The sequence below is a fragment of the Streptomyces sp. NPDC058701 genome, from assembly GCF_042715295.1.
Taxonomy (GTDB): Bacteria; Actinomycetota; Actinomycetes; order Streptomycetales; family Streptomycetaceae; genus Streptomyces.
Genome location: NZ_JBHXSY010000009.1, coordinates 39,382 through 63,931, shown reverse-complemented (window position 1 = coordinate 63,931; position 24,550 = coordinate 39,382). Strand labels below are relative to the sequence as shown.

Sequence of the window (24,550 nt, the reverse complement as noted above, 5' to 3'; positions counted from 1 at the left end):
CCACCGTCTAGGGGAGAGGCGTATTCGTTGCAGCTCTCGAACGATGGAGGGGCTTGCCCCCAGCATCGAGGTCGCCCGAGGCGCGAGTGAGGGCAAGCGGCGTAGACCCCGAGCCGGGGGATTCGCACATCTGTTCCAAATGCATAGGTGTTGTCAAGAAGTTTGTCGGTTCTACTCCTGTAGCCGCAGTGATGACTGCTACGATCCTCGCCACTTGTTCGAAGGCGTGCGGTGGTGGTGCGAGTGACGGAGTGATTCCGTTAATGCCCGCCTTCGAGTGGTGAGAGATTTGAAGTGGGGGGCACATGCTTTCGAAGATAGTCATTCGGAATTACCGCGCGTTTCGCAACTTCAAACTCGACTTCGACCCTAGGATGAACATCCTGGTCGGGGATAACGACGCCGGCAAGTCGACGATCCTTGAAGCGATCAGCCTTGCGCTCACAGGCAGGCTGCGAGGCAGACTCCTTGCCCAGGAGTTGTCGCCGTATCTGTTCCACCAAGAGGCCGCCGTCGAGTACATCGCCGCCCTCCGAGAGAGGCGAGAAGCCAGGCCACCAGAGATTATTATTGACCTTTTCCTCGACAGTAAAACTGCGCCTGCTGAGCTGATGGGAACCAATAACCTCCTGAAGGCCAATGAGTCGGGTGTGCGTATTCGTGCTGCGCTTAACCCAGATTACGAGCCGGAGTACAAGGAGTTCATCAAGGACCCGACGCAAGTCAGATTGATTCCCACCGAGTACTACAAGGTCGATTGGCTGGCTTTCTCGGGCAATGGCATCACCTTCCGCAGCATTCCTGCAACGGCTTCCCTGATTGACGCTTCTAACATTCACCTTCAGAGTGGTGTCGACTACTACCTGAACGGAATCATCAACTCGCACCTGGCGCCGGACGAGCGCGTAAAGCTAACGCGCGCCTATCGCAGCCTCCGTGAGAATTTTGCAGCAGACGACTCGATCGTAAAGATCAATGAAAAGCTACGGGGCGCCCCCAGTGACGTTAGTGATCGCGAACTAACGCTCGGTATCGACGTGTCGCAGAAGTCTAGCTGGGAAAGCAGTATCGTTCCGCACCTCGACGAGTTGCCATTTCAGTATGTCGGCAAGGGAGAGCAGAGTACGCTCAAAATCCTTCTTGCTCTCAACAAGAAGGTTGAAGACGCGCACATCGTTCTGGTTGAGGAACCGGAGAATCACCTGTCATTCTCCAACTTGGGCAAGCTGGTTAAGAAGATCAGCGACAAGTGCGACGGCAAGCAGGTCTTCATCACCACACACAGTTCCTACGTGCTGAACAAGCTCGGGCTTGAGAAGCTCGTTCTACTCTCGGCGACAAAGGGCTTCCGCCTCGACAGCCTCCCGGCGGACACGCAGGACTACTTCCGTAAGCTGTCGGGTTACGACACCCTGCGCCTTGTGCTTGCTCGACGGTCAATCCTTGTGGAAGGGCCATCCGATGAGCTCATCGTGCAGCGGGCCTACAAGGACGTTCATGGCTGTCTGCCCATTGAAGACGGCGTAGACGTAATCAGCGTTCGCGGACTGGCATTTCGCCGGTTCCTGGATATCGCATCACTCACCGGCAATGTGGTCGCCGTCGTGAGGGACAACGACGGTACCGAGGCTGCAGAAGTGCAGCGAAAGTACGCCTCTCACACTGCCTTCCCGAACATCTCTGTTCACGTGGGACAGGATAAGGCGTACAAGACCCTCGAGCCGCAACTCCTTAAGGCGAACGGGCTAGTTGCGATGAACGCCATCCTCGGAGAGAGCTTTACCTCCGAAGCAGACTTGCTTGAGTACATGGAGGATCGAAAGACAACCTGCGCTCTAACGATCTTCTCTAGCGACCAGACCATCAACATGCCGGAATACATCAGGGATGCAGTTGCCTAATAATCTGGCCATCATCGCGGCGGCTGGATCGCGGAAGACCCAGCACATCATCGACTGCGTCGTTGCCGATCCGAGCAAGCGCGTATTGGTGACGACTTACACCAACGAAAACCTCCATCAGATCGTGAGCCGACTGAGTGCGGGCACTGGAGTGCTACCGCGGCACGTCACGGTCATGGGCTGGTTCACGTTTCTTCTCAACGAGTGTGCTCGCCCGTATCAGAGCTTTGTTCTCGGGGAAGCGGGAATGATGGGTGGCCTCAATTTCGTTGGACAGCGTTCGAGGTACATCCCCAAAAGCAATCCTCAGCTGTACTACCTAGACCGCGGCAAGTCGGCATATCGAGACGGGGTATCAGCGTTCTCCTTCGAGGCCAACAGGCTGAGCAAGGGTATGGTGGTCGACCGTCTTTCGCGGATGTACGACCACATTTTCATTGATGAGATCCAGGACATGGCGGGGTACGACCTCGAACTCTTGGACCTTCTGATGAAGTCGCCGATTGCCGTCACCGTGGTTGGTGATCCTCGCCAGGCTACCTTCGCAACGAACAACGCTACAAAAAACGCGAAGTACAAGGGGAGCGGAATCGTCGAGTGGTTGGCTACACGTACCGACCTGTGCCTCGTTGAAAACCGAGTAGAGAGTTACCGCTGCAACCAGGATATCTGTGATTTCGCAGATGATCTGTACCCCAACCTTGCGCGTACCGTGTCAAAGAACATCGAAATGACTGGTCACGATGGCATCTTCGCGATCAGTAAATCGGCCGTGCTGGAGTACGCAGAGAAGTACGCACCTATGGTGCTGCGCTGGGACAAGCGAGCCGATACATGCGGTCTCGACGCAATGAACATGGGCACCTCGAAGGGCAGCACGTTCGACCGCGTGCTCATCTTCCCGACGAAGCCGATGATCAGCTACTACCAGACCCGAGACTGCACCCAGGCCGGAGACAGGGCGAAGCTTTACGTCGCGGTGACGCGGGCGAAGTACAGCGCCACGTTCGTCATGCCGTAGGAGACCCTGTTCACTCTGGAAACCTGCTGGAGGCTGTCATGCCCGACAACCACCGTTGATGCATGACGGAAGACCAGCGTCTATCGATCGTCAGACGCGCGCTTGATCCCCACAGTGTGCTGTTTCCAACCTGACGGGAGGTTGGATGGGCGGACCCCGGCAGCGGACGATCACCAGTCCGCCAGGAGTTCACGCGTGCTTGCCTACCCGTCCGGTCTCGATCTGCACCGCCTTTCCGGTCTCCTCGCAGGTCACCGCCGCCGGATCGGCTCCCGGTGGCGTCGCCTGACCTGTGGCCGGCAGGCCCTAATCGTTCTGGCCCATCTGCGCTGCGGCGACACCTACGCCCGCCTTGCGGCAGGTTTCATAGGCCATGACGACCGTGCGGAAGAAGGCGTGCGTGATCCTTGACGGCGCCGTGCTGCCGATCGGCTCCCGTTCCGGGGGAAGGGGCTGCGCGGCCAGCATTTGAGGGTGGCCATGGCGCGTTCGCCGATGCTGCGGATCTTGGCGTGATCGCGGTTGTGACGCCGACGCCAAAGCTGCTCCTGCAGAAGCCCCGTTGCCGCACCACCCGGATCACCACCGTCATCCGTGCCGTCATCGCCCTCGAACTCGCCACCTGATCAAGATGGGAAGGGCTCCTTGCCTACCCGTCACAGGGCTATCTCCCCTGATCACATTGCTAGCCCAATGAAAGAGAGGGAGACCACCACGCATCTCACGCTGATCACCGCGCTCCGGTGTCAGGGTGCTCAGATCCTGGTGTGGTGAGCACTCCGCTGGCTGCAACATGCCTGTTGCACGCCCTCTTGCCTCTGTTACTCCGCGACCTGCAACCATCCACTCGATCCAACTCATCGATCGCCGCACGACACTGGCGGAAGAACGTACGGGATCGACGGCGCGGCCCACCGCGGGGCCCTCGCCTCGGGCGGAGCCACCGTTGCGGTGCTGGCCTGCGGCGTGGACGTCTCCTACCCGCGCGGCCACGCCGGGCTCCTCGGCCGGATCGCAGGCCAAGGGCTGGTCCTCGGGGAACTGCCGCCCGGCAGCCATCCCACCCCCAGCCGGTTCGTCCTGCGCAACCGGGTCATCGCCGCCCTCACCCGGGGCACCGTCGTGGTGGAGGCGGCGCACCGCAGCGGCTCCCTGGTCACCGCCCGGCGGGCCCAGCAGCTCGGGCGGTTCACCATGGGGGTGCCGGGGCCCGCGACGAGCGGACTCTCCGCGGGGGTACACGAGTTGCTGCGGGGCGAGGCCGTTCTCGTCTCCGACGCGGCGGAGGTCGTCGAGCTGGTCGGCTCGATCGGGGAGCTGGCCCCCGAACGGCGCGGACCGGTCCTCGCCCGGGACCTGTTGGACCGCGACACCGCCCGGGTACTCGAAGCGTTCCCGGCGGGCCGGCCCGCGGACGCGGCGGAGTTGGCACTTGCCTCCGGCACCGGCGCCGATGAAGTCATCGGCAGACTGTACGAACTTCACTCTCTGGGGTTCGTCGAACGGCAGGGCGACGTCTGGCAGTTGAGCAGACAAACGCCTGGAACGCGCACGCAAACCGACGCCGCCCGGCGAGGCGGTCGTTGACCTGGGGCGTTCCGGTGAAAGAGTGAAACCGATGAGAGACGCGGTGCTCCCGGCGGCAGCAGCCGGGACCGTGCGCCCTGCGCCGGTCCCGGGTCGGCCGCGCGAGTCGGGACGCCGTCCAGGCCCCGCGCGATCCCGTACTCTTCGCGCACCGCGACAGTTCCGTCACGCTACGCTCCCAAGGAATCCGGCTCCGGCAAAGGCGAAGCATGCCCCAGCACACCTCAGGGTCTGACCGCGCTGCGGTGCCCCCCGCAGCCCGCGGCGGCGTGCGGTCCACCGCACCCTCGTCCCTGGAGGTGCTGTGGCGCTCGTACAAGGAGTCCGGCGACGAGCGGCTGCGGGAGCAGCTGATCCTGCACTACTCGCCCCTGGTGAAGTACGTCGCGGGCCGCGTCAGCGTGGGCCTGCCGCCCAACGTGGAGCAGGCCGACTTCGTCTCCTCCGGGGTCTTCGGCCTGATCGACGCCATCGAGAAGTTCGACATCGAGCGGTCGATCAAGTTCGAGACGTACGCGATCACCCGGATCCGCGGCGCGATGATCGACGAGCTGCGGGCCCTGGACTGGATCCCCCGCTCGGTCCGCCAGAAGGCCCGGGCCGTGGAACGCGCCTACGCCACGCTGGAGGCCCAGCTGCGGCGCACCCCGACCGAGAGCGAGGTCGCGGGGGAGATGGGGATCGGCGTGGAGGACCTCCACACCGTCTTCAGTCAGCTGTCCCTGGCGAACGTCGTCGCCCTGGAGGAGCTCCTGCACGTCGGCGGTGAGGGCGGTGACCGCCTCTCGCTGATGGACACCCTGGAGGACCGGGCCGCCGACGACCCGGTGGAGGTCGCGGAGGACCGCGAACTGCGGCGCCTGCTGGCCCGGGCCATCAACACGCTGCCCGAGCGGGAGAAGACGGTGGTCACCCTCTACTACTACGAGGGCCTCACGCTGGCCGAGATCGGCAACGTGCTGGGCGTCACCGAGAGCCGCGTCAGCCAGATCCACACCAAGTCGGTGCTGCAACTGCGCGCGAAGCTGGCCGATGTGGGGCGGTGAGCTTGCGGGACCTCCGTAGAGTGGACGCGTGCCCAGGATTCGAGCGGCCTCCGTGGCCGAGCACCGGTCGATGCAGCGCGGCGCCCTGTTGGACGCCGCGCGTTCCCTGCTGTCCGAAGGCGGGACGGAAGCGCTGACCTTCCCCGCCCTCGCGGAGCGGACCGGCCTCGCCCGGTCCTCCGTGTACGAGTACTTCCGCTCCCGAGCCGCCGTGGTCGAGGAGCTGTGCGCGGTGGACTTCCCCGTGTGGGCCGCCGAGATCGAGGCCGCCATGGAGCGGGCCGAGTCGCCCGAGGCGAAGATCGAGGCCTATGTGCGCAGCCAGTTGGCGCTGGTGGGCGACCGCCGGCACCGGGCTGTGGTGGCCATCTCGGCCAGCGAGCTGGACGCCGGGGCCCGGGAGAAGATCCGTGCCGCGCACGGCGGGCTGGTGGCGATGATCGTCGAGGCGCTGGCCGCCCTGGGGCAGGCGGAGCCCCGGCTGGCCGCGATGCTGCTGCAGGGCGTCGTCGACGCGGCGGTGCGCCGGATCGAGCTCGGCGCGGCCGAGGACCCGGGTGTCGTGGCGGAAGCCGCCGTCGCCATGGCCCTGCGCGGCGTCCGGGGCTGAGTCCCGGCCGCGCCTCCCTCAGGGGCCGCCGGGCGCGGAGGAGGGGAGCAGCCGCACGGTCGGGCGGGGGAGCAGGGACAGCGGGTTCAGGTAGGTCTCGCCCGCCAGCAGCCCCCAGTGCAGACACGGCGCCGGACAGTGGGAGCCCTCCGTGAGGACCGCCACCACCTGGCCGGCCCTGACCAGCCTGCCCTCCGCGACCAGGGGCCGCACCGGTTCGTAGGTCGTTCGCAGTCCGTTCGCCAGCGCGAGGGAGAGGACCCCCCGGCCGGCCACCTGTCCCGCGTAGTGCACCCGGCCGTCGGCCACCGCGCGGAGCTCCGAGCCCACCGGCGCGGACAGGTCCACCCCGCGGTGGCCGGCCGCGTACGGCGTCGGGGGCGGGTCCCACCAGCGGGCAACCGTCAGGGGCGGGGGCAACGGCCGGACCCCGGGGGCGGCGGCGGCCCCCGTCAGGGCCAGGAACAGGGCGAACAGCAGCGTCGTCAGGATCGTCATGGGACCCAGCGTCCCGCGCGCCCGGCGGCCGCGCCGGGGCCTGTGGACAAGGCCCGGGCTGTGGACAACGGCGTCACCCGGCATACCGCCGGGTCCCGTACACTTCTTGTGGCGATCCGGGTCACCGGGTCGACTTCGCACGCCCCAGCACCAGCCCGAAACGGCCTGGTGGCAGCGTCTCTCGGTCCCTCAGCGGGGCAGGACGCGGTGGGGCGTCAGGAACCAAACCGAGAAAACAAGGAGATGGCCATGGCCGTCGTAACGATGCGGGAGCTGCTGGAAAGCGGCGTCCACTTCGGTCACCAGACCCGTCGCTGGAACCCGAAGATGAAGCGCTTCATCTTCACCGAGCGCAACGGCATCTACATCATCGACCTGCTCCAGTCGCTGTCGTACATCGACCGCGCCTACGAGTTCGTGAAGGAGACCGTCGCGCACGGCGGCTCCATCATGTTCATCGGTACCAAGAAGCAGGCCCAGGAGGCCATCGCCGAGCAGGCGACGCGCGTTGGCATGCCGTACGTCAACCAGCGGTGGCTGGGTGGCATGCTCACCAACTTCTCCACCGTCTACAAGCGCCTCCAGCGTCTGAAGGAGCTTGAGGCGATCGACTTCGAGGACGTCGCCGCCTCGGGTCTCACCAAGAAGGAGCTCCTGGTCCTCTCCCGCGAGAAGATCAAGCTGGAGAAGACCCTCGGTGGTATCCGCGAGATGTCGAAGGTCCCCAGCGCGGTCTGGATCGTCGACACCAAGAAGGAGCACATCGCCGTCGGTGAGGCGCGCAAGCTCCACATCCCGGTCGTCGCGATCCTCGACACCAACTGCGACCCCGACGAGGTCGACTACAAGATCCCGGGCAACGACGACGCGATCCGCTCCGTCACCCTGCTCACCCGCGTGATCGCCGACGCCGTCGCCGAGGGCCTCATCGCCCGCTCCGGCGCCGCGACCGGCGACTCGAAGCCGGGCGAGAAGGCCGCCGCCGAGCCGCTCGCCGAGTGGGAGCGCGACCTGCTCGAGGGCGACAAGAAGGCTGACGACGCCGAGGCCGCTCCGGCCGAGGCCGCTGCCGAGGCCCCCGCCGCCGAGGCCGAGGTCGTCGAGGCTCCGGCCGCCGACGCCGAGGTTGTCGAGGCTCCGGCCGCCGACACCGAGCAGGCCTGACCCACTGAGGGGGCCCGGCGTTCACCCGCCGGGCACTCCCGGTACGGACGATGACGGCGGGGGAGCCGCGCCACGAGCGCGGCGCCTCCGCCGTTCACCCGTAGATCTACGACTTCGAGAGAGAATCACAGACTCATGGCGAACTACACCGCCGCTGACGTCAAGAAGCTCCGCGAGCTCACCGGCGCCGGCATGATGGACTGCAAGAACGCGCTCGTGGACTCCGACGGTGACGTCGACAAGGCCATGGAAGCGCTCCGGATCAAGGGTCAGAAGGGCGTCGCCAAGCGCGAGGGCCGCTCTGCCGAGAACGGTGCCGTCGTCTCCCTCATCGCCGACGACAACACCTCCGGTGTTCTCGTCGAGCTGAAGTGCGAGACGGACTTCGTCGCCAAGGGCGAGAAGTTCCTGGCCGTCGCCAACCAGCTGGCCGCCCACGTCGCCGCGACCTCCCCCGCCGACATCGAGGCGCTGCTCGCGTCCGAGATCGAGGCCGGCAAGACCGTCCAGGCGTTCGTGGACGAGGCCAACGCCAACCTCGGCGAGAAGATCGTCCTGGACCGCTTCGCGCAGTTCACGGGCGGTTACGTCGCGTCGTACATGCACCGCACGATGCCCGACCTGCCGTTCCAGATCGGCGTCCTGGTCGAGCTCGACAAGGAGAACGCCGAGGTCGCCCGCGGCATCGCGCAGCACATCGCCGCGTTCGCCCCGCAGTGGCTCTCCAAGGAAGACGTTCCGGCCGAGAAGGTCGAGTCCGAGCGTCGCATCGCCGAAGAGGTCACCCGCGCGGAGGGCAAGCCCGAGGCCGCCCTGCCGAAGATCGTCGAGGGTCGCATCAACGGCTTCTTCAAGGACGCCACGCTGCTCGGCCAGCCGTACGCGCTGGACAACAAGAAGTCCGTCCAGAAGGTCCTGGACGAGGCCGGTGTCACCCTGAAGCGCTTCAGCCGCATCAAGGTCGGCATCTGAGTCCGTCCGTACGCGACGGACACCGGACCCCGGTAGGGTCTGAAGCAGTCGTCCGCGTTCGCGCTGGGCGACCGCAGATCTGACGAGGAGGCCATTGCCGTAGAGGGAACCGCGAGGACCCACCGGCAATGGCCTTCTTCGTATGTGCACGAGGAGATCTCCATGAATCAGGGCGTGGACCACCACACCGCATCCGACGACAAGAGCGACCAGCACAAGAAGGGCCGCCGCTTCATGCTGAAGCTGTCGGGCGAGGCCTTCTCCGGTGGCGGAGGACTGGGCGTCGATCCCGACGTGGTCCACGCCATCGCGCGCGAGATCGCCGCGGTCGTCCGCGACGGCGCGGAGATCGCCATCGTGATCGGCGGTGGCAACTTCTTCCGCGGTGCCGAGCTCCAGCAGCGCGGCATGGACCGGGCGCGGTCCGACTACATGGGCATGCTGGGCACGGTCATGAACTGCCTCGCCCTCCAGGACTTCCTGGAGAAGGAGGGCATCGACTCCCGCGTGCAGACCGCCATCACCATGGGCCAGGTCGCCGAGCCGTACATCCCGCTGCGCGCCGTGCGCCACCTGGAGAAGGGCCGCGTGGTCATCTTCGGCGCCGGCATGGGCATGCCCTACTTCTCCACCGACACCACGGCCGCCCAGCGTGCGCTGGAGATCGACGCCGAAGCCCTGCTCATGGGCAAGAACGGCGTCGACGGCGTCTACGACTCGGACCCGAAGAAGAACCCGGACGCGGTGAAGTTCGACGCGCTCGAGTACAGCGAGGTGCTTTCGCGCGACCTCAAGGTCGCCGACGCCACCGCCATCACGCTGTGCCGCGACAACAAGCTGCCGATCCTGGTCTTCGAACTGCTCGCCGAGGGCAACATCGCCCGCGCCGTCCGGGGTGAGAAGATCGGCACGCTCGTCAGTGACCAGGGAACCCGGGCCTGAGCGGTCCGCCGCCGCCCACGACCCCGCCCCGTCCGCCCCGCCCGCCTGAACCATCCATATCTGACATGCAGGAGCACGTGGTGACCGAAGAGATCCTCCTCGAGGCCGAGGAGAAGATGGAAAAGGCCGTCGTCGTCGCCAAGGAGGACTTCGCCGCGATTCGCACCGGTCGTGCGCACCCGGCGATGTTCAACAAGATCGTGGCCGACTACTACGGCGCCATCACGCCCATCAACCAGCTCGCGTCGTTCTCGGTGCCCGAGCCGCGCATGGCGATCGTGACGCCGTTCGACAAGAGCGCCCTGCGCAACATCGAGCAGGCCATCCGCGACTCCGACCTCGGTGTCAACCCGAGCAACGACGGCAGCATCATCCGGGTCACCTTCCCCGAGCTGACGCAGGACCGCCGCAAGGAGTACATCAAGGTCGCGCGGACCAAGGCCGAGGACTCCAAGATCTCCCTGCGTGCCGTCCGCCGCAAGGCGAAGGACGCCCTTGACAAGCTGGTCAAGGACAAGGAAGCCGGCGAGGACGAGGTGCGCCGCGCCGAGAAGGAGCTCGACGACACCACCGCGAAGTACGTCGCGCAGGTGGACGAGCTGCTCAAGCACAAGGAAGCCGAGCTCCTCGAGGTCTGATGAACGACTCTCCCTGGGCCACGGAGCCGGTTCCGGCGGGTCCCGCATACGATGCGCTGGTGGGCCCGCACACTCGGCCCATGCCCATCGTGCCCGATGCCGCCGGCCGTGACTTCGACGACCGGGAAGCACGCGATCGGGGGGCCGCCGCTTTCGGCGGCCCCCCGATCCGCGCCGAGACGCCGCCGCAGGAGCCCATGCCCAGCCCCCCGCCCCCGCAGGCCCCGCAGGCCGCCTCGTCCCCGCCGCCGAAGAAGCGCGCGGGGCGGGATCTGCGTGCCGCCATAGGGGTCGGTGTCGGCCTCGGCGCGGTCATCTTCGCCTCGCTGCTGATCGTCAAGGCCGTGTTCGTCGGCGTCGTCGTCGTCGCGGTCGTCGTGGGCCTGTGGGAGCTCACCTCCCGGCTCCAGGAGAAGAAGGGCATCAAGGCGCCCCTCGTACCGCTCGCGGTCGGCGGCGCAGCCATGATCATCGCCGGGTACGTCCGGGGGGCCGAGGGCGCCTGGGTCGCCATGGCCCTGACCGCGCTGTCGATCCTGGTCTGGCGGATGACCGAACCGCCCGAGGGCTACCTCAAGGACGTCACGGCGGGCGTCTTCGCCGCGTTCTACGTGCCCTTCCTGGCGACGTTCGTCACGATGCTGCTCACCGCCGACGACGGACCGCAGCGGGTGATCACCTTCCTGCTGCTGACCGTGGTCAGCGACACCGGGGCGTACGCGGTCGGCTGGCGCTTCGGCAAGACCAAGCTCGCCCCGCGCATCAGCCCCGGGAAGACCCGCGAGGGGCTGCTCGGCGCGGTGGCCTTCGCGATGGCCGCCGGCGCGCTGTGCATGGAGTTCCTCATCGACGGCGGCGCCTGGTGGCAGGGCCTGCTGATGGGTCTGGCCGTGGCCGTCAGCGCCACCCTCGGCGACCTGGGCGAGTCGATGATCAAGCGGGACCTGGGCATCAAGGACATGGGCACGCTGCTGCCGGGTCACGGCGGCATCATGGACCGGCTGGACTCCCTGCTGCCGACCGCCCCGGTGGTCTGGCTGCTGCTGGCGGCCTTCGTCGGCACGGGCTGATACCGCCCGGGCGGTTACCCTTGAAAGGCGCGCTGCTTCTGCGGCGCGCCTTTCGTCTTACGAGGAGTACCTGCCATGGCCCGCCCTGTTCCGGGAGAGCTCACCTTCGTCACCCCTCGGGGCGCCAAGAAGCCGCCCCGGCACCTTGCCGACATGACCCCGGCCGAGCGCCGCGAGGCGGTCGCCGCGATCGGTGAGAAGCCGTTCCGGGCCAAGCAGCTCTCCCAGCACTACTTCGCGCGCTACGCGCACGACCCGGCCGAGTGGACGGACATCCCCGCGGCATCCCGGGAGAAGCTCCGCGACCAGCTGCTGCCGGACCTGATGAACGTCCTGCGACACATCTCGTGCGACGACGACACCACCCGCAAGACCCTGTGGAAGCTGCACGACGGCACGCTCGTCGAGTCCGTGCTGATGCGCTACCCCGACCGGGTCACCATGTGCATCTCCTCGCAGGCCGGCTGCGGCATGAACTGCCCGTTCTGCGCGACCGGCCAGGCCGGGCTGGACCGCAACCTGTCCACCGCCGAGATCGTGCACCAGATCGTCGACGGCATGCGCGCCCTGCGCGACGGCGAGGTCCCGGGCGGACCGGCCCGGCTCTCCAACATCGTCTTCATGGGGATGGGCGAGCCGCTGGCCAACTACAACCGCGTCGTCGGCGCCATCCGCCGGCTCACCGACCCGGAGCCCGACGGCCTGGGCCTGTCTCAGCGCGGCATCACCGTCTCCACCGTGGGACTGGTTCCGGCCATGCTGCGCTTCGCCGACGAGGGCTTCAAGTGCCGGCTCGCGGTCTCCCTGCACGCGCCGGACGACGAGCTGCGCGACACCCTGGTGCCCGTGAACACCCGCTGGAACGTCCGCGAGGTGCTCGGCGCGGCCTGGGAGTACGCGGAGAAGTCCGGCCGCCGGATCTCCATCGAGTACGCACTGATCCGCGACATCAACGACCAGGCCTGGCGCGGCGACCTGCTGGGCAAGCTGCTCAAGGGCAAGCGCGTCCACGTCAACCTGATCCCGCTGAACCCGACGCCGGGCTCGAAGTGGACCGCCTCGCGGCCCGAGGACGAGAAGGCCTTCGTGGAGGCGATCGCCCGGCACGGCGTCCCCGTGACCGTACGGGACACCCGCGGCCAGGAGATCGACGGCGCGTGCGGCCAGCTGGCCGCCTCGGAGCGCTAGCCCCTCTTCTGTTCGATCGTATTCGGCCACGGGGTACCCTGTGGCCGAACCAACTTAATATTCCGACAGGGGAGCGCCACAGCGCTGAGAGTGCGGTAACCGTCACCGCAGACCCTCTGAACCTCGCCCCGGTCATTCGGGGTAGGAAGTTCGGTCACCACTCAAGCTGTTGCGCCCTGCCCGGCGTCCGCTCCGCAGAGCGCCGGGCAGGGCCGCGTCTTCTCCTGGACATCCCAGGAGGAATTGACCAGTGAGCACCACCAAGAAGATCGCGGGCGCCGCGCTCGCGGCCGCGCTGGGCGTGACCACGCTCAGCGCCTGCGGCGGCGAAGCCAAGGACACGTCCGCGGGCGCCGGCGACGTCCCCGCGGCCAAGACCGTCACCCTCGTCTCGCACGACTCCTTCAACGTGACCGACGCGGTCCTGAGGGAGTTCGAGCAGGAGAGCGGCTACACCGTCAAGAAGCTGAAGTCCGGAGACGCGGGCGCGGCGCTCAACCAGGAGATCCTCACCAAGGGCTCCCCGCGCGGCGACGTCTTCTTCGGCGTCGACAACACCCTGCTCTCGCGCGCCCTCGACAACGGCATCTTCACCCCGTACGAGGCCAAGGGCCTGGGCGACGTGAAGCCGGAGTACCGGCTCGACAAGGAGCACCGGGTCACGCCGGTCGACTCCGGTGACGTCTGCGTCAACTACGACAAGCAGTACTTCGCCGACAAGAAGATCGCCCCGCCGCAGACGCTGGACGACCTGATCAAGCCGGAGTACAAGGACCTGCTGGTCACCGAGAACGCCGCGACCTCCTCACCCGGCCTCGGCTTCCTCCTCGCCTCCGTCGGCAAGTACGGCGAAGAGGGCTGGAAGGACTACTGGAGCAAGCTCAAGGCCAACGGCGTCGAGGTCGTCGACGGCTGGGAGCAGGCCTACAACGAGCGCTTCTCCGGCTCGGCGGGCGGCAAGAAGGCCAAGGGCGACCGCCCGCTGGTCGTCTCCTACGCCTCCAGCCCGCCGGTCGAGGTGCTGTACGGGGAGCCGCAGCCGGCCGAGGCCCCCACGGGCGTCGCCACCGGCACGTGCTTCCGCCAGATCGAGTTCGCGGGCCTGCTCAAGGGCGCGAAGAACGAGGCGGGCGGCAAGGCGCTCCTGGACTTCCTGATCAGCAAGAAGTTCCAGGAGGACATGCCGCTCCAGATGTTCGTGAACCCGGTGACGAAGGACGCGGTCCTGCCGGAGCTGTTCACGAAGCACGGTGTGGTGGTCGAGAAGCCCGAGGTCGTGGCTCCGGAGACCATCGCCGAGAACCGTGAGCAGTGGGTCAAGGCATGGTCCTCGCTCGTCGTGAGGTAGGAACGCCGGCGGGCCCGGGGGCGGCGTCGGGGGGCGCCGCGCCGGGTCCCGCTCCCCGCGAGGGCGGCCGGGCCACGGCCGTACGGCTCGGCCTGATGGCCGTGCCCCTCGCCTTCTTCGGGCTGTTCTTCGCCTACCCCGTCGGCGCGATCGTCGGGCGCGGGCTCACCACGGACGCGGGCTGGCGGTTCGGCCGGATCGGCGAGGTGCTGGCCCGGCCCGACATCGCCGAAGTGCTGTGGTTCACCACCTGGCAGGCGCTCGCCTCCACGGCGCTCACGCTGCTGATCGCGCTCCCCGGCGCGTACGCCTTCGCGCGCTTCGACTTCCCCGGCAAGCAGCTGCTGCGGGCCGTGGTCACCGTGCCGTTCGTCCTGCCGACCGTGGTCGTCGGGACCGCCTTCCTGGCGCTGGTCGGCCGGGGCGGGCTGCTGGACGAGCTGTGGGGCGTCCGGCTCGACACCACCGTGTGGGCCATCCTGCTGGCCCACGTCTTCTTCAACTACGCCGTGGTCGTACGGACCGTGGGCGGGCTCTGGGCGCAGCTCGATCCCCGCCAGGAGGAGGCCGCCCGGGTGCTGGGCGCCGGGCGGTTCGCCGCCTGGCGGCGGGTGACGCTGCCCGCGCTGGCCCCGTCGGTGGCCGCCGCGTCGCTGATGGTGTTCCTGTTCACCTTCACCTCCTTCGGGGTCGTGCAGATCCTGGGCGGGCCCGCGTACTCCACCCTGGAGGTGGAGGTCTACCGGCAGACCGCGCAGCTGCTGGACCTGCCCACCGCCGCCGTGCTGACGATGGTGCAGTTCGCGGCGGTCGGCCTGATCCTCGCCGTCCACGCCCGGACCGTGCGCAAGCGGGAGACCGCCCTGCGGCTCGTCGATCCAGGGCGGACCGCGCACCCGCCGCGCGGCTGGGCGCAGCGCTCCCTGCTGGGCGGGGTGCTGCTGACGGTGGTCCTGCTGATCGTCCTCCCGCTCGGGGTGCTGGTCGAGCGGTCCTTCGACACCCCCGGCGGGTACGGCCTCGCCTTCTACCGGGCGCTCCAGGACGAGGGGTCCGGGGGCGGGACCTTCCTGGTGCCGCCGCTGGAGGCGATCGGGAACTCCCTGGAGTACGCGCTGGCCGCCACCGCCATCGCCCTGGTCGTCGGGGGGCTGGCGGCCGCGGCGCTGACCCGCCGCGCGGGCCGCTTCGTGCGGGGCTTCGACGCGCTGCTGATGCTGCCGCTCGGGGTGTCCGCGGTGACGGTGGGCTTCGGCTTCCTGATCACCCTGGACGAGCCACCGCTGGACCTGCGGACCTCGTGGATCCTGGTGCCGCTGGCACAGGCGCTGGTCGGTGTGCCGTTCGTCGTACGGACCATGCTGCCGGTGCTGCGGGCCGTGGACGCCCGGCTGCGAGAGGCCGCCGCCGTGCTCGGGGCGTCCCCGCTGCGGGCCTGGCGGGAGGTGGACCTGCCGCTGGTGCGGAGGGCGCTGCTGATCGCGGCGGGCTTCGCCTTCGCGGTGTCGCTGGGGGAGTTCGGGGCGACCGTGTTCATCGCGCGGCCGGACCAGCCGACGCTTCCGGTGGCCGTGGCGCGGCTCCTGGGGCGGGCCGGCGAGCTGAACTACGGGCAGGCGATGGCCCTGAGCACGATCCTGATGCTGGTGTGTGCGGTGTCCCTGCTGGCGCTGGAGCGACTGCGGCCCGACAAGACCTCCGGAGAGTTCTGATGACACTGCTTCAGCTGGACGGGGTGTCGGTCCGCTTCGGCGAGCGCGCGGTCGTGGACCGCGTGGACCTCGCGGTCGCCGAGCACGAGATCGTGTGCGTGCTGGGACCGAGCGGGAGCGGGAAGTCCACCCTGCTGCGGGTCGTCGCGGGACTCCAGCGGGTCTCGGACGGCCGGGTGCTGCTGGACGGCGCCGACCAGGCGGGCGTACCCGTACACCGGCGCGGGGTGGGCCTGATGTTCCAGGACCACCAGCTCTTCCCGCACCGGGACGTCGGCGGGAACGTCGCCTTCGGCCTGCGGATGCGGGGCTCCGGGCGCGGCGAGTGCACGAGCCGGGTCACGGAGCTGCTGGAGCTCGTCGGCCTGCCCGGGGCGCAGGGCCGCGCGGTCGCCTCCCTGTCCGGCGGGGAGCAGCAACGGGTCGCGCTGGCCCGGGCGCTGGCGCCGTCGCCCAGGCTGCTGATGCTGGACGAGCCGCTGGGGCAGCTCGACCGCGGGCTGCGGGAGCGGCTCGTGGTGGAGCTCCAGGGACTGTTCTCCCGGCTGGGGACGACGGTGCTCGCCGTCACGCACGACCAGGGGGAGGCGTTCGCGCTGGCCGACCGCGTCGTGGTGATGCGGGACGGGCGGATCGCGCAGGCGGGGACCCCGCTGGAGGTGTGGCAGCGGCCGGCCTCGGAGTTCGTGGCACGCTTCCTCGGGTTCGAGAACGTGGTGCCGGCGACGGTCTCCGCGGGCGTCGCCGCCACCCCCTGGGGCAAGGTGCCCGTCCCGGAGGGCACGGCGGAGGGGGAGCGGCAGGTCCTGATCCGCCCGGCCGGTGTCCTGCTGACGGACGACGGCCTGCGGTGTGCGGTGGAGTCCCGTACCTTCCGGGGCACGCACGTCGCGCTGCTGCTGCGCCCGGAGGCGGGTCCGGCGCTGGAGGCGGAGTGCGGCCTGGCCGGGGCTCCCGCGGTCGGCGACCGCGTCACGGTGGCCTTCGCCCCGGACGAGGTGGTCGTCCTGCCGGCGGCCTGACCGGGCGCCGCCCGAGTGGGCCTCAGGGGCGGATGCCGTCACAGGCGATCGGCAGGTGCCGGGGTCCGCGCAGGACCGCGTTCTGCCGGTACGGGGGCGGGTCCTGCAGCAGGCGGGGGTTCTCCAGCCGGCGGGCCAGCTCACTGAGGGCCAGCTGGGCCTCCTGCCGGGCCAGCGGGGCCCCGAAGCAGCTGTGGATGCCGCTGCCGAGGCCGAGGTGCTGGATGTCCTCGCGGTCCGGGTCGAAGCGGTCCGGGTCCGGGAACCGCTTCGGGTCCCGGTTGCCGGAGGCCAGGATCAGCCACAGGGACGCGCCCTTGGGGATGGGGACGCCGGCCACCTCGATGTCCGCCAGTGTGGTGCGGTGCGGGATCAGCTGCACCGGGGGCTCGAAGCGCAGCAGCTCCTCCACGACGGGGACGGACAGGGCCGGGTCCTCGCGCAGCCGGGCCAGCACCTCCGGGTGGCGCAGCAGGGTCAGCATGCCGTTGGTGATCAGGTTGACCGTGGTCTCGTGGCCGGCGATCAGCAGGAGCGCCGCGGTGCTGAGCGCCTCCATCGTGGTCATGGACCCGTCCGGGCCGTCCGCGGTCGCCAGCTGGGACAGCATGTCCTCGCCCGGGTTCTTGCGGCGCTCCTCGATCAGCCCGGCCAGGTACATGCCGAGTTCCATCCGGGCGTCCGTCGAGCTCTTGCCGCGCTCGGACGGGTCCGCGTCCGGGTCGGGGTCCAGGCTGGCCGCGATGGCCTCCGCCCAGACGTGGAACCGCGGCTCGTCCGCGGGCGGCACCCCCAGCAGCCGGCAGATGACGGACACCGGGAACGGGTAGGCGAACTGGTCGACCAGGTCCACCCGGCCGAACGAGCCGGTGGCGGCGATGCGGTCGATCAGGCCGCCGACGATCCCGTGGAGCTCCCCGCGCATGTCGTGGACCGTGCGCGGGGAGTGCGGCGGGCCGAACGGCCGGTTCGTCATGCGCCGCAGCCGGTCGTGGTCCGGCGGGTCGAGCTTGAGGAAGGACGGGGGCAGCGCCGTCTCCTCCGGCGACCCCTGCCCCAGCGGGTCGTCGCCCGTCTGCTTCAGGTTGCGGGAGTCGGAGCTGACGCGCGGGTCGTGCAGGAGGCTCTGGATCTCGTAGTACGTACTGATCACGTACGGGCCGTCCCCCTCGTGGGACACCGGCGTCCTGCGGAGCTCCTCGTACAGCGGATACGGATCGGCGCGGTGCGCGTAATCGATGATCTCCCGCAGGATGGCTTGGCTCATGACAGGTCCTCGTGTGTCCTCGGAGGAGGGCGCGCCGGGGTCAGTGGTGCGCGGGGATGAACGTCATCTTGCGGTCGGCCGGCGAGTAGCCGCTGAGGGTGATGGTCGGCCCGTGGGTGGGCACCGAGGGGTCCGGGAAGTCCGCGGACACCGGCTTGTGCCCCTCCGGCCTGCGGTCCACGGTCTGGAACGGCACCGGGAACGGCGCCCCCGTCTCGATCTGCTGCTGGTAGAAGGGCAGCCAGCGGCAGTTGTCGAAGGTCACCGCGGCGATCACGCGGCCCTGGTAGCCGTACACGGCGGCGAACCGGCGCTCCTCACGGGAACCCTGCGTGATCATGATCTCGGTACCCATCGGCGGGACCCCGACGGACTTGATGTTCACGCCGAACTGCGAGGACCAGAACCCCGGCACCCACAGGTGCGGGAGGCGGTCGGCGCTCTCGCTGAGCATGTTGTGCGCGGCCGTCTCGGCCTGCGCGACGGCGTTGCCCCAGTGCTCCAGGGACAGGAACTGGTACCCGAAGAGCGCGTGCGGGGAGCGTGCCACGTCACCCGCGACGAAGATGTCGTCGGTGACGATGCCCCGGATGTCGAAGGCGCGGCAGCCCGCGTCGCAGGCGATGCCCCGGGGACCGGCGCCCAGCCCCGACCCGGACAGCCATTCGGTGTTGCGCTGGGCGCCGAGCGAGACCACCACCACGTCGGCCTCGATCGTCTCGCCGTCCGAGAGGTGGGCGGCGCGGACCCGTCCGGCGGGGTCGCCCTCCAGACCGGTCACCATGACCCCGGTGCGCAGGTCGACGCCGTTCTCGCGGTGCATCCCGGCCGCGACCTCACCGATGACCCCGCCGAGCGCGCCGACCAGGGGTGCGGCGCCCCGTTCGGCGACGGTGACGGGCAGGCCGCGCTCCCGGCAGGCGGACGCGATCTCGGATCCGGTGAAGCCGGCCCCGATGACCAGGACCCGGCGGGGGCCGGCCGACAGGGCGCGTTCCAGTCCGGCTCCGTCGTCACGGGTGCGCAGGACGAAGACGCCGTCGAGCGCGCCCTCCTCCTCGTTCGGCCAGGGCCGCGCGCGCACACCGGTGGCGATCAGCAGCCGGTCGTACTCCACCTCGTCGCCGTTTCCGAGCCTGACCCGGCGCGCGGCCATGTCCAGGCCGGTGGCCGGGACCCCGAGCCGCCACTCGGCGTCGATCTCCCGGCGGCGGGGGAGCGCGGTGTGCTCCGCGGCCGCCTTGCCCAGGAGGACCTGCTTCGACAGCGGGGGCCGGTCGTACGGCTCGTACGGCTCGTCGCCGATCATGGTCAGCGAGCCGGTGAAGCCCTTCTCCCGCATGGTCTCGGCGGCCCGCAGGCCGGCGAGGGAGGCGCCGACGACCACGATGCGGCCTTCGCGCCTGAGGTACTGCAGGGTTCCGTCACCGCTCACCGCGCGCCTCCGGAGACCGGCACGCGGGCGGCGGGGGCGTCCGAGGGCGCCGCTTCGACGAGGATCGCCCCCACCGGGCAGGCGGCGACGGCGCGCGCGACGTCCTCGCGGTGCTCCTCCCGCGCCTCGGGCTCGTACAGCAGCGACTCGTCGCCGTGCATGGCGAACACGTCGGGAGCGAGGAACGCGCACTGGGCGTAACCCTGGCAGCGGTTGAGGTCGACGACGAGCCTCATGAGTCTTCAGCCCTTCCGTGGCCCGATTCCCCGAGTGATCCCGATCCGTCTCCTCAGCATGCGCGAGGGTGACGGAGCGCGCTACCGGATGCCGACCCGCACGATGTACAGGCCCACGACCAGGGCCCACGCCGGAAGGATCAGCTCGGACCAGGGGACTCCGGAGCCCACGACGAGCAGCACCAGGCCCGTGACGTAGCCCAGCAGCGCCAGCGGGCGCGGGAAGATCCCGAGGCGGCGGCCGATCGTCGAGGTCGCGAAGACGAACACGGCCGCCATCCGCATCGCGTACGTCGTCAGGACCGTGTACGCGTAGTGGCGGCCGAACTCGGTGTCGGTGCCGTCCTGGAGCACGGTGCCCGCAGCGGCCGCGGCGACGAACAGCGCCGCGACGAAGACGATGCCGCTGCCGAGGAAGACGGTGGAGACGAAGCGGTCCTCGGCCTCGCCGGCGTGCGCGCGCAGAGCGCCCATGAACCACAGGAAGAAGATCCCGGCGAACGGAACGATCTCCAGGGCGGTCCGCACCGCCCAGCGGTCGCCGGGGGCGACGGCCGCGTCGGCGCCGTCGGACGACGGGATCGCGATCCGCATCAGGACGATCGCCGCTCCGAGCAACACCGCGAAGGCGATGCCGGCGGCACCGGCGGCCCCGGGCGTACGCAGCCGCGCGCTGGTGGTCTCCACGGGCCCCTCACTCTCTCCCCCGTCCAGCAAGCGGCAGCGGCCGTGCGGCCGCCACCAGGGGAGGCCGCACGGGTGAGGGAACGGTGGACGGCCGACGGACTACGCGACCGCCGCCGGGACCGGGGGCTCGGCCTCCTCCTCGGCACCCTCGTGCTTGCCGTACCAGGCGACCGCCACCGCGCCCGTCACCGCCAGGACGAATCCGAGGACGGCCAGCCAGCCCAGACCGGGCCGGGATGCGTCGCCGAGCCAGAGCACCCCGATGGCACCCGGCAGGACGGTCTCGCCGACGACCAGGGCGGCGGTCGCGCCGTTCACCGAGCCGATCTGCAGGGCGACCGTGTGCAGGTACATGCCGCCGAAGCCCGCCGCCAGGATGGCGTAGAGGGCCGGGTCGGAGAGCAGGGTGCCCAGGTCGAAGGGGTCGATCCCGTCCAGGATGCGGACGCCGACGCCGAGCGCGCCGAAGCCGAGGCCCGACAGCAGACCGGCCAGGATCGCGGCCCCGCCGCCGAGGAGCCGTACGGCGACGGTGCCGCCCACCATCAGGAACAGCGTGATCCCCAGCAGCCACCAGTGGGTGGACATCGGCGCGTGGTGGCCGCCCTCGTGGCCGGCCGCCGTCGCCAGCAGCACCAGCGCCGCGCAGACGACGCCGATCGAGGTCCACTCCTTGCGGGTCAGCCGGATGCCGAGCATCTTCACGCTCAGCACGGCGGTCACGACCAGGTTGGCACTGATCACCGTCTGGGAGAGGAACAGCGGCAGCATCCGGGCCGCCAGCGCGCCCAGCCCGAAGCCCACGAAGTCCAGGATGGTGCCGACGATGAACTCCCAGGTCATCGCGGCTTTCGCGGTGGACGAAAGATTCGGTCCGCCGTGCGCGGTCACCCCGGCCGAGGCCGGGGACATCCGGGCGGCACGGCGCGACCCGACGGCTTGCAGGACGGATCCCGTGCCGTAGCAGATGGACGCCGCGACAGCGGTCAGCAGGCCTATGAGCACCCGAAGGCTCCGTTCACGTCTGGCAGGTTTTGCGGTACCACTGCCAGACGTGAGAACGGGCCGGGAAGTTGCTTCCGAGTCTCAGCGCATTGACGCGAGCGCCGCCGGGACCTCGTCGACCGAGTCGACCAGCGCGATCCGGGACTCCATCGAACGGCCGCGCGCCAGTGCCCGGAGCAGCGGCCACACCGGCAGGTGCTCCGTCCAGTGCGTACGGTCGACCAGGACCATCGGGGTCGGCTCGCCCCGCGACGTGTAGTAGTTGGGCGTCGCGTTGTCGAAGACCTCCTGGACGGTGCCCGCGGCGCCCGGCAGGAAGACCACGCCCGCGGTGGACCGGGCCAGCAGCCCGTCCTCGCGGGTGGCGTTCGCGAAGTACTTCGCGATGTGCCCGGCGAACGGGTTCGGCGGCTCGTGCCCGTAGAACCAGGTGGGGATGCCCACCGAGTCGCCGCCTCCGGGCCAGCGTTCCCGTACGGCGAAGGCCGCCCCGGCCCAGTCGGACACCGACGGGTTGAAGGACGGGGCCTTCGACAGCATCTCCAGGGCCTCCGGGAGCGCCTCGTCCGGCGCCGGGGCCAGGTACGCGCCCAGGTTCGCGGCCTCCATCGCGCCGGGGCCGCCGCCGGTGGCCACCGTGAGGCCGGAGCGGGCCAGCGTCCGGCCGAGCTCCGCGGCGCCCCGGTAGTCCCCACCGCCGCGGGACATGGCGTGGCCGCCCATGACGCCCACGACCCGGGCACCCGCGAGGTGCTCGTCGAGGGCGTCGGAGACCGCGTCGTCGTGGATCGAGCGCAGCATCGAGGAGAAGACGTCGCCGTCCGCCTTGGTCTCCTGGAACCAGTCGTACGCCAGGGCGTCCGGGGTGGCCTCGTAGCCGGAGGGCAGACCGGCGAACAGCTCGTCCGGCGTGTACAGCAGCCCCCGGTAGGGGTTGAACGGCAGATCCGGGACGGGCGGGTAGACCAGGGCGCCGTCCGCGCGGACCTTCGCCGACGCGTCGGGCTCCATCGCGCAGCCCAGGAACACGGCCGCCGAGGTGTCGGCGGCCAGCAGGGCGAACGTCCGCTCCAGCAGGTTGACGGACTGGATCCGGTAGCCGCTCAGCGAGCCCCGGGCGGCGACCCGGTCGAATTCGTCGAGCGTCTCGATCTCGATGTCTGCGTTGACCATTCGGCCCACACTAAGGGCTGCCCGCGTCAGCGGGTCAATGCCATCGACGTCAGCTGCGCCACACCCCAGCTGAGCGGGAGGCAGACGGCCACCAGCGCCGTGGCCCGCAAACTCGCCGCCGTCCGCAGGACCTTGGCGGGAGCGCCCAGGCCGAGCAGGGCCTCGCGGCCGGGGCCGCGGGACTGGCGAGCCTCCACCGCCGATGTGAGAAGGGTCGCGGTGGCGCACAGGGCGACCAGGGCGGCGGCCGGTCCGGTCAGCGGGCCGAGCGGGGCCAGCAGCCCGCCGCGGTCGCGCAGGGCCAGCGCCGTCAGCGCGCCCGCCGCGACCGCGCACAGCACGCCCAGCGGCGGCCCGAGCCGGGGGGCCTGCTGCTGGAGCGAACGTCCGGCCAGCAGCCGCAGCGCGCCCGGGCGCACGGCCTGGACCAGCGTTCCGCAGGCGTAGGCCAGGCCGGGCCCCGCGAGGGCGAGCCCGACCGCGGTCAGCGACCAGCCGGCCAGCATCCCGGGGCCGCCGCGGCCCGCGTAGGCCTGGGTGGCGAGCCCGCACGCGGTGAGGGTGATGCCCCAGGGCAGCCCGGTCTGCGGGGCCAGCGGGGTGTGTGGGCGCAGCAGGACGGCGGTCGCGGCCGAGGCGGCCAGCGGCACCAGGGCCAGCAGGGTCAGGGCGGCGGCGACGGGCAGTGGCTGGTCCGCGTGGAGCAGCCGGGCCCCGGCGCCGTCGAAGGGCAGCCCGGCCAGGTCCCCGCGCAGGTGGAGGAAGGCGGCCAGGGCGACGGCGCTGCCCAGGGTGCACGAGACGGCGGTGGAGATCGTCGCGACCAGGGTGAGCCGTACGGGCCCCAGCCCGGCGGCGTCCAGTCCCTCGCGGGGCCGGGTCGCCGGGTCGGTACGGGCCACGGCGACGGCGAACTGGACGGTGGCGGCCAGCGGGATCAGGGCCCACAGCAGCCGGGGGAACGATCCGGCGGGCCGGACCAGGGCCTCGGCGAGCACGTACAGCAGCAGGAACCCGGTGCAGGCCGCGGCGGCGGCGACGAGCAGCCGTCGCAGCTGGACGAGCGGCCGCGACCCACGGGCTAGGCGGAGAGCGAGCACGCGGCCTGGTCCTCCGTGGTGTCGGCGGCGGGGGAGCCGGGGGAGCCGGGAGCGGCTGAGGTGCCCCGGGCGGCGTCGGCCGCCTCGGCGGCCGCGGCGGACCGGCCGTCGAGGAGGGCCAGGCGCCGGTCGGCGGCGGCCGCGGTCTCCTCGTCGTGGGTGGCCAGCAGCACGGTGATCTCGTGGGACCGGGCGGCGGTGGTCAGCGTACGGAGCAGAAGGGTCCGCTCGGCACGGTGCAGCGGGGCCGTCGGCTCGTCGGCGAACAGCACCGCGGGCTGGTTGACCAGGGCCCGGGCCAGGGCGACGCGCTGGCACTCGGCCCGGGTGAGGGCGGAGGGCCGCTTGCGGGCGAAGGCCCCGATGTCGAGGCGCTCCAGCCAGGCGCAGGCGGCGTGCTTGGCGGTGCGGTGGGAGGCTCCGGCGAGCAGCAGCGGCAGGGCCGCGTTCTCCCAGACCTTCAGTTCGGGCAGCAGCCCGGGCTCCGGCCCGATCCAGCCGAACCGGTCGCGGCGCAGCCGCTCGCGGGCCGCGTCGCCCAGGGTGTGCACGGGGACGCTGTTGAACCAGACCTCGCCCTGCTCGGGCGGCAGCTGCCCGGAGAGGCAGCGCAGCAGTGTGGTCTTCCCGCTGCCGCGGGGGCCGGTCACGGCCAGGATCTCGCCCTGGCCGACTCCGACGGAGACGCCGATGAGGCCGGGGGAGCCGCTGTGGGAGTAGTGCAGGGAGCGTGCCCAGAGCACGTCGTTGTCCGGTGGGGCCACCATGGCGTACACCTCTTCGGTTCGACTGCGGATCGGGACTGGACCAGCCCGGCTCCCCCGGACGGGGGAACGAAGTCGGAGGCCGATCGGTCACTGGCGCCGTAAAGAGATGTAAAGAGATGAACGTCTTGTCGGCGGACAGCACACGGCCCGGACCCCTTCGT

Annotated in this window: 22 protein-coding genes, 2 pseudogenes and 1 riboswitch; of the genes and pseudogenes, 15 read left to right on the top strand and 9 right to left on the bottom strand. The window is 70.0% G+C overall.

The window, feature by feature from the left end:
• The first annotated feature begins 305 nt into the window (after nt 1-305).
• The 6 genes and pseudogenes from ACFWW8_RS12360 to ACFWW8_RS12335 all read left to right on the top strand — a co-directional run bounded on the left by ACFWW8_RS12360 (nt 306) and on the right by ACFWW8_RS12335 (nt 6,165).
• Nucleotides 306-1,901: an ATP-dependent endonuclease gene (locus ACFWW8_RS12360; protein WP_386527178.1), complete on the top strand. Its 1,596-nt coding sequence runs from the start codon at nt 306-308 to the stop codon at nt 1,899-1,901.
• Nucleotides 1,888-2,922 (top strand): UvrD-helicase domain-containing protein, encoded by a 1,035-nt coding sequence (locus ACFWW8_RS12355; protein ID WP_386527176.1) that lies wholly within the window; start codon nt 1,888-1,890, stop codon nt 2,920-2,922. The genes ACFWW8_RS12360 and ACFWW8_RS12355 overlap by 14 nt, the downstream gene beginning before the upstream one ends.
• 195 nt (nt 2,923-3,117) lie before the next feature.
• Nucleotides 3,118-3,288: pseudogene (locus tag ACFWW8_RS12350) on the top strand (transposase family protein); the annotation flags it as partial.
• A gap of 516 nt (nt 3,289-3,804) precedes the next feature.
• A pseudogene (locus ACFWW8_RS12345) lies at nt 3,805-4,509 on the top strand (DNA-processing protein DprA); the annotation flags it as partial.
• A gap of 209 nt (nt 4,510-4,718) precedes the next feature.
• Nucleotides 4,719-5,555, top strand: coding sequence for an RNA polymerase sigma factor WhiG (gene whiG / locus ACFWW8_RS12340; RefSeq protein ID WP_386527173.1), 837 nt, complete (start codon nt 4,719-4,721; stop codon nt 5,553-5,555).
• A 52-nt stretch (nt 5,556-5,607) separates the two neighbouring features.
• Nucleotides 5,608-6,165: a TetR/AcrR family transcriptional regulator gene (locus ACFWW8_RS12335; protein WP_386527564.1), complete on the top strand. Its 558-nt coding sequence runs from the start codon at nt 5,608-5,610 to the stop codon at nt 6,163-6,165.
• An 18-nt stretch (nt 6,166-6,183) separates the two neighbouring features.
• Here ACFWW8_RS12335 and ACFWW8_RS12330 read toward each other — a convergent pair whose 3' ends face one another.
• Entirely contained in the window at nt 6,184-6,663 is a 480-nt protein-coding gene (locus ACFWW8_RS12330) for a M23 family metallopeptidase (protein WP_386527171.1), read from the bottom strand.
• A 249-nt stretch (nt 6,664-6,912) separates the two neighbouring features.
• On the opposite strand from ACFWW8_RS12330, the gene rpsB reads away from it, so the two are divergent.
• From rpsB to ACFWW8_RS12285, 9 genes are all read left to right on the top strand, one after another.
• Nucleotides 6,913-7,827, top strand: coding sequence for a 30S ribosomal protein S2 (rpsB, locus tag ACFWW8_RS12325; RefSeq protein ID WP_386527169.1), 915 nt, complete (start codon nt 6,913-6,915; stop codon nt 7,825-7,827).
• Between the two features lie 135 nt (nt 7,828-7,962).
• Nucleotides 7,963-8,799, top strand: coding sequence for a translation elongation factor Ts (gene tsf, locus ACFWW8_RS12320; RefSeq protein ID WP_383931594.1), 837 nt, complete (start codon nt 7,963-7,965; stop codon nt 8,797-8,799).
• Between the two features lie 162 nt (nt 8,800-8,961).
• Nucleotides 8,962-9,741, top strand: coding sequence for a UMP kinase (gene pyrH / locus ACFWW8_RS12315; protein ID WP_386527166.1), 780 nt, complete (start codon nt 8,962-8,964; stop codon nt 9,739-9,741).
• A gap of 80 nt (nt 9,742-9,821) precedes the next feature.
• Entirely contained in the window at nt 9,822-10,379 is a 558-nt protein-coding gene (gene frr / locus ACFWW8_RS12310) for a ribosome recycling factor (RefSeq protein WP_383800871.1), read from the top strand.
• Entirely contained in the window at nt 10,379-11,449 is a 1,071-nt protein-coding gene (locus tag ACFWW8_RS12305; protein ID WP_386527163.1) for a phosphatidate cytidylyltransferase, read from the top strand. The genes frr and ACFWW8_RS12305 overlap by 1 nt, the downstream gene beginning before the upstream one ends.
• A gap of 75 nt (nt 11,450-11,524) precedes the next feature.
• Entirely contained in the window at nt 11,525-12,637 is a 1,113-nt protein-coding gene (gene rlmN, locus ACFWW8_RS12300) for a 23S rRNA (adenine(2503)-C(2))-methyltransferase RlmN (RefSeq protein WP_386527160.1), read from the top strand.
• A 57-nt stretch (nt 12,638-12,694) separates the two neighbouring features.
• Nucleotides 12,695-12,803: riboswitch (TPP riboswitch) on the top strand.
• 84 nt (nt 12,804-12,887) lie between these two features.
• Complete coding sequence (locus ACFWW8_RS12295) at nt 12,888-13,985, top strand: thiamine ABC transporter substrate binding subunit (protein WP_386527157.1); 1,098 nt, start codon at nt 12,888-12,890, stop codon at nt 13,983-13,985.
• Between the two features lie 95 nt (nt 13,986-14,080).
• Nucleotides 14,081-15,697 carry an ABC transporter permease gene (locus ACFWW8_RS12290; RefSeq protein WP_386527154.1) on the top strand — a complete coding sequence of 539 codons (1,617 nt, stop codon included), beginning with the start codon at nt 14,081-14,083 and terminating at the stop codon, nt 15,695-15,697.
• Nucleotides 15,697-16,719: an ABC transporter ATP-binding protein gene (locus tag ACFWW8_RS12285; RefSeq protein WP_386527151.1), complete on the top strand. Its 1,023-nt coding sequence runs from the start codon at nt 15,697-15,699 to the stop codon at nt 16,717-16,719. Before ACFWW8_RS12290 ends, ACFWW8_RS12285 begins: the two co-directional genes overlap by 1 nt.
• 22 nt (nt 16,720-16,741) lie before the next feature.
• Here ACFWW8_RS12285 and ACFWW8_RS12280 read toward each other — a convergent pair whose 3' ends face one another.
• The 8 genes from ACFWW8_RS12280 to ACFWW8_RS12245 all read right to left on the bottom strand — a co-directional run bounded on the left by ACFWW8_RS12280 (nt 16,742) and on the right by ACFWW8_RS12245 (nt 24,389).
• Entirely contained in the window at nt 16,742-17,986 is a 1,245-nt protein-coding gene (locus tag ACFWW8_RS12280) for a cytochrome P450 (RefSeq protein ID WP_386527149.1), read from the bottom strand.
• Nucleotides 17,987-18,026: 40 nt separating this feature from the next.
• Complete coding sequence (locus ACFWW8_RS12275) at nt 18,027-19,421, bottom strand: NAD(P)/FAD-dependent oxidoreductase (RefSeq protein ID WP_386527147.1); 1,395 nt, start codon at nt 19,419-19,421, stop codon at nt 18,027-18,029.
• Nucleotides 19,418-19,657: a ferredoxin gene (locus ACFWW8_RS12270; RefSeq protein ID WP_386527145.1), complete on the bottom strand. Its 240-nt coding sequence runs from the start codon at nt 19,655-19,657 to the stop codon at nt 19,418-19,420. Before ACFWW8_RS12270 ends, ACFWW8_RS12275 begins: the two co-directional genes overlap by 4 nt.
• Before the next feature lie 81 nt (nt 19,658-19,738).
• Nucleotides 19,739-20,344 carry a hypothetical protein gene (locus ACFWW8_RS12265; protein WP_386527143.1) on the bottom strand — a complete coding sequence of 202 codons (606 nt, stop codon included), beginning with the start codon at nt 20,342-20,344 and terminating at the stop codon, nt 19,739-19,741.
• A gap of 99 nt (nt 20,345-20,443) precedes the next feature.
• Nucleotides 20,444-21,349, bottom strand: a complete 906-nt coding sequence (locus ACFWW8_RS12260) for a hypothetical protein (RefSeq protein WP_386527140.1) — start codon at nt 21,347-21,349, stop codon at nt 20,444-20,446.
• Between the two features lie 81 nt (nt 21,350-21,430).
• Entirely contained in the window at nt 21,431-22,522 is a 1,092-nt protein-coding gene (locus ACFWW8_RS12255) for an LOG family protein (protein ID WP_386527138.1), read from the bottom strand.
• A gap of 26 nt (nt 22,523-22,548) precedes the next feature.
• Nucleotides 22,549-23,622: a hypothetical protein gene (locus tag ACFWW8_RS12250; protein WP_386527136.1), complete on the bottom strand. Its 1,074-nt coding sequence runs from the start codon at nt 23,620-23,622 to the stop codon at nt 22,549-22,551.
• Nucleotides 23,604-24,389 (bottom strand): ABC transporter ATP-binding protein, encoded by a 786-nt coding sequence (locus tag ACFWW8_RS12245; RefSeq protein ID WP_386527134.1) that lies wholly within the window; start codon nt 24,387-24,389, stop codon nt 23,604-23,606. Before ACFWW8_RS12245 ends, ACFWW8_RS12250 begins: the two co-directional genes overlap by 19 nt.
• Nucleotides 24,390-24,550 lie beyond the last annotated feature (161 nt).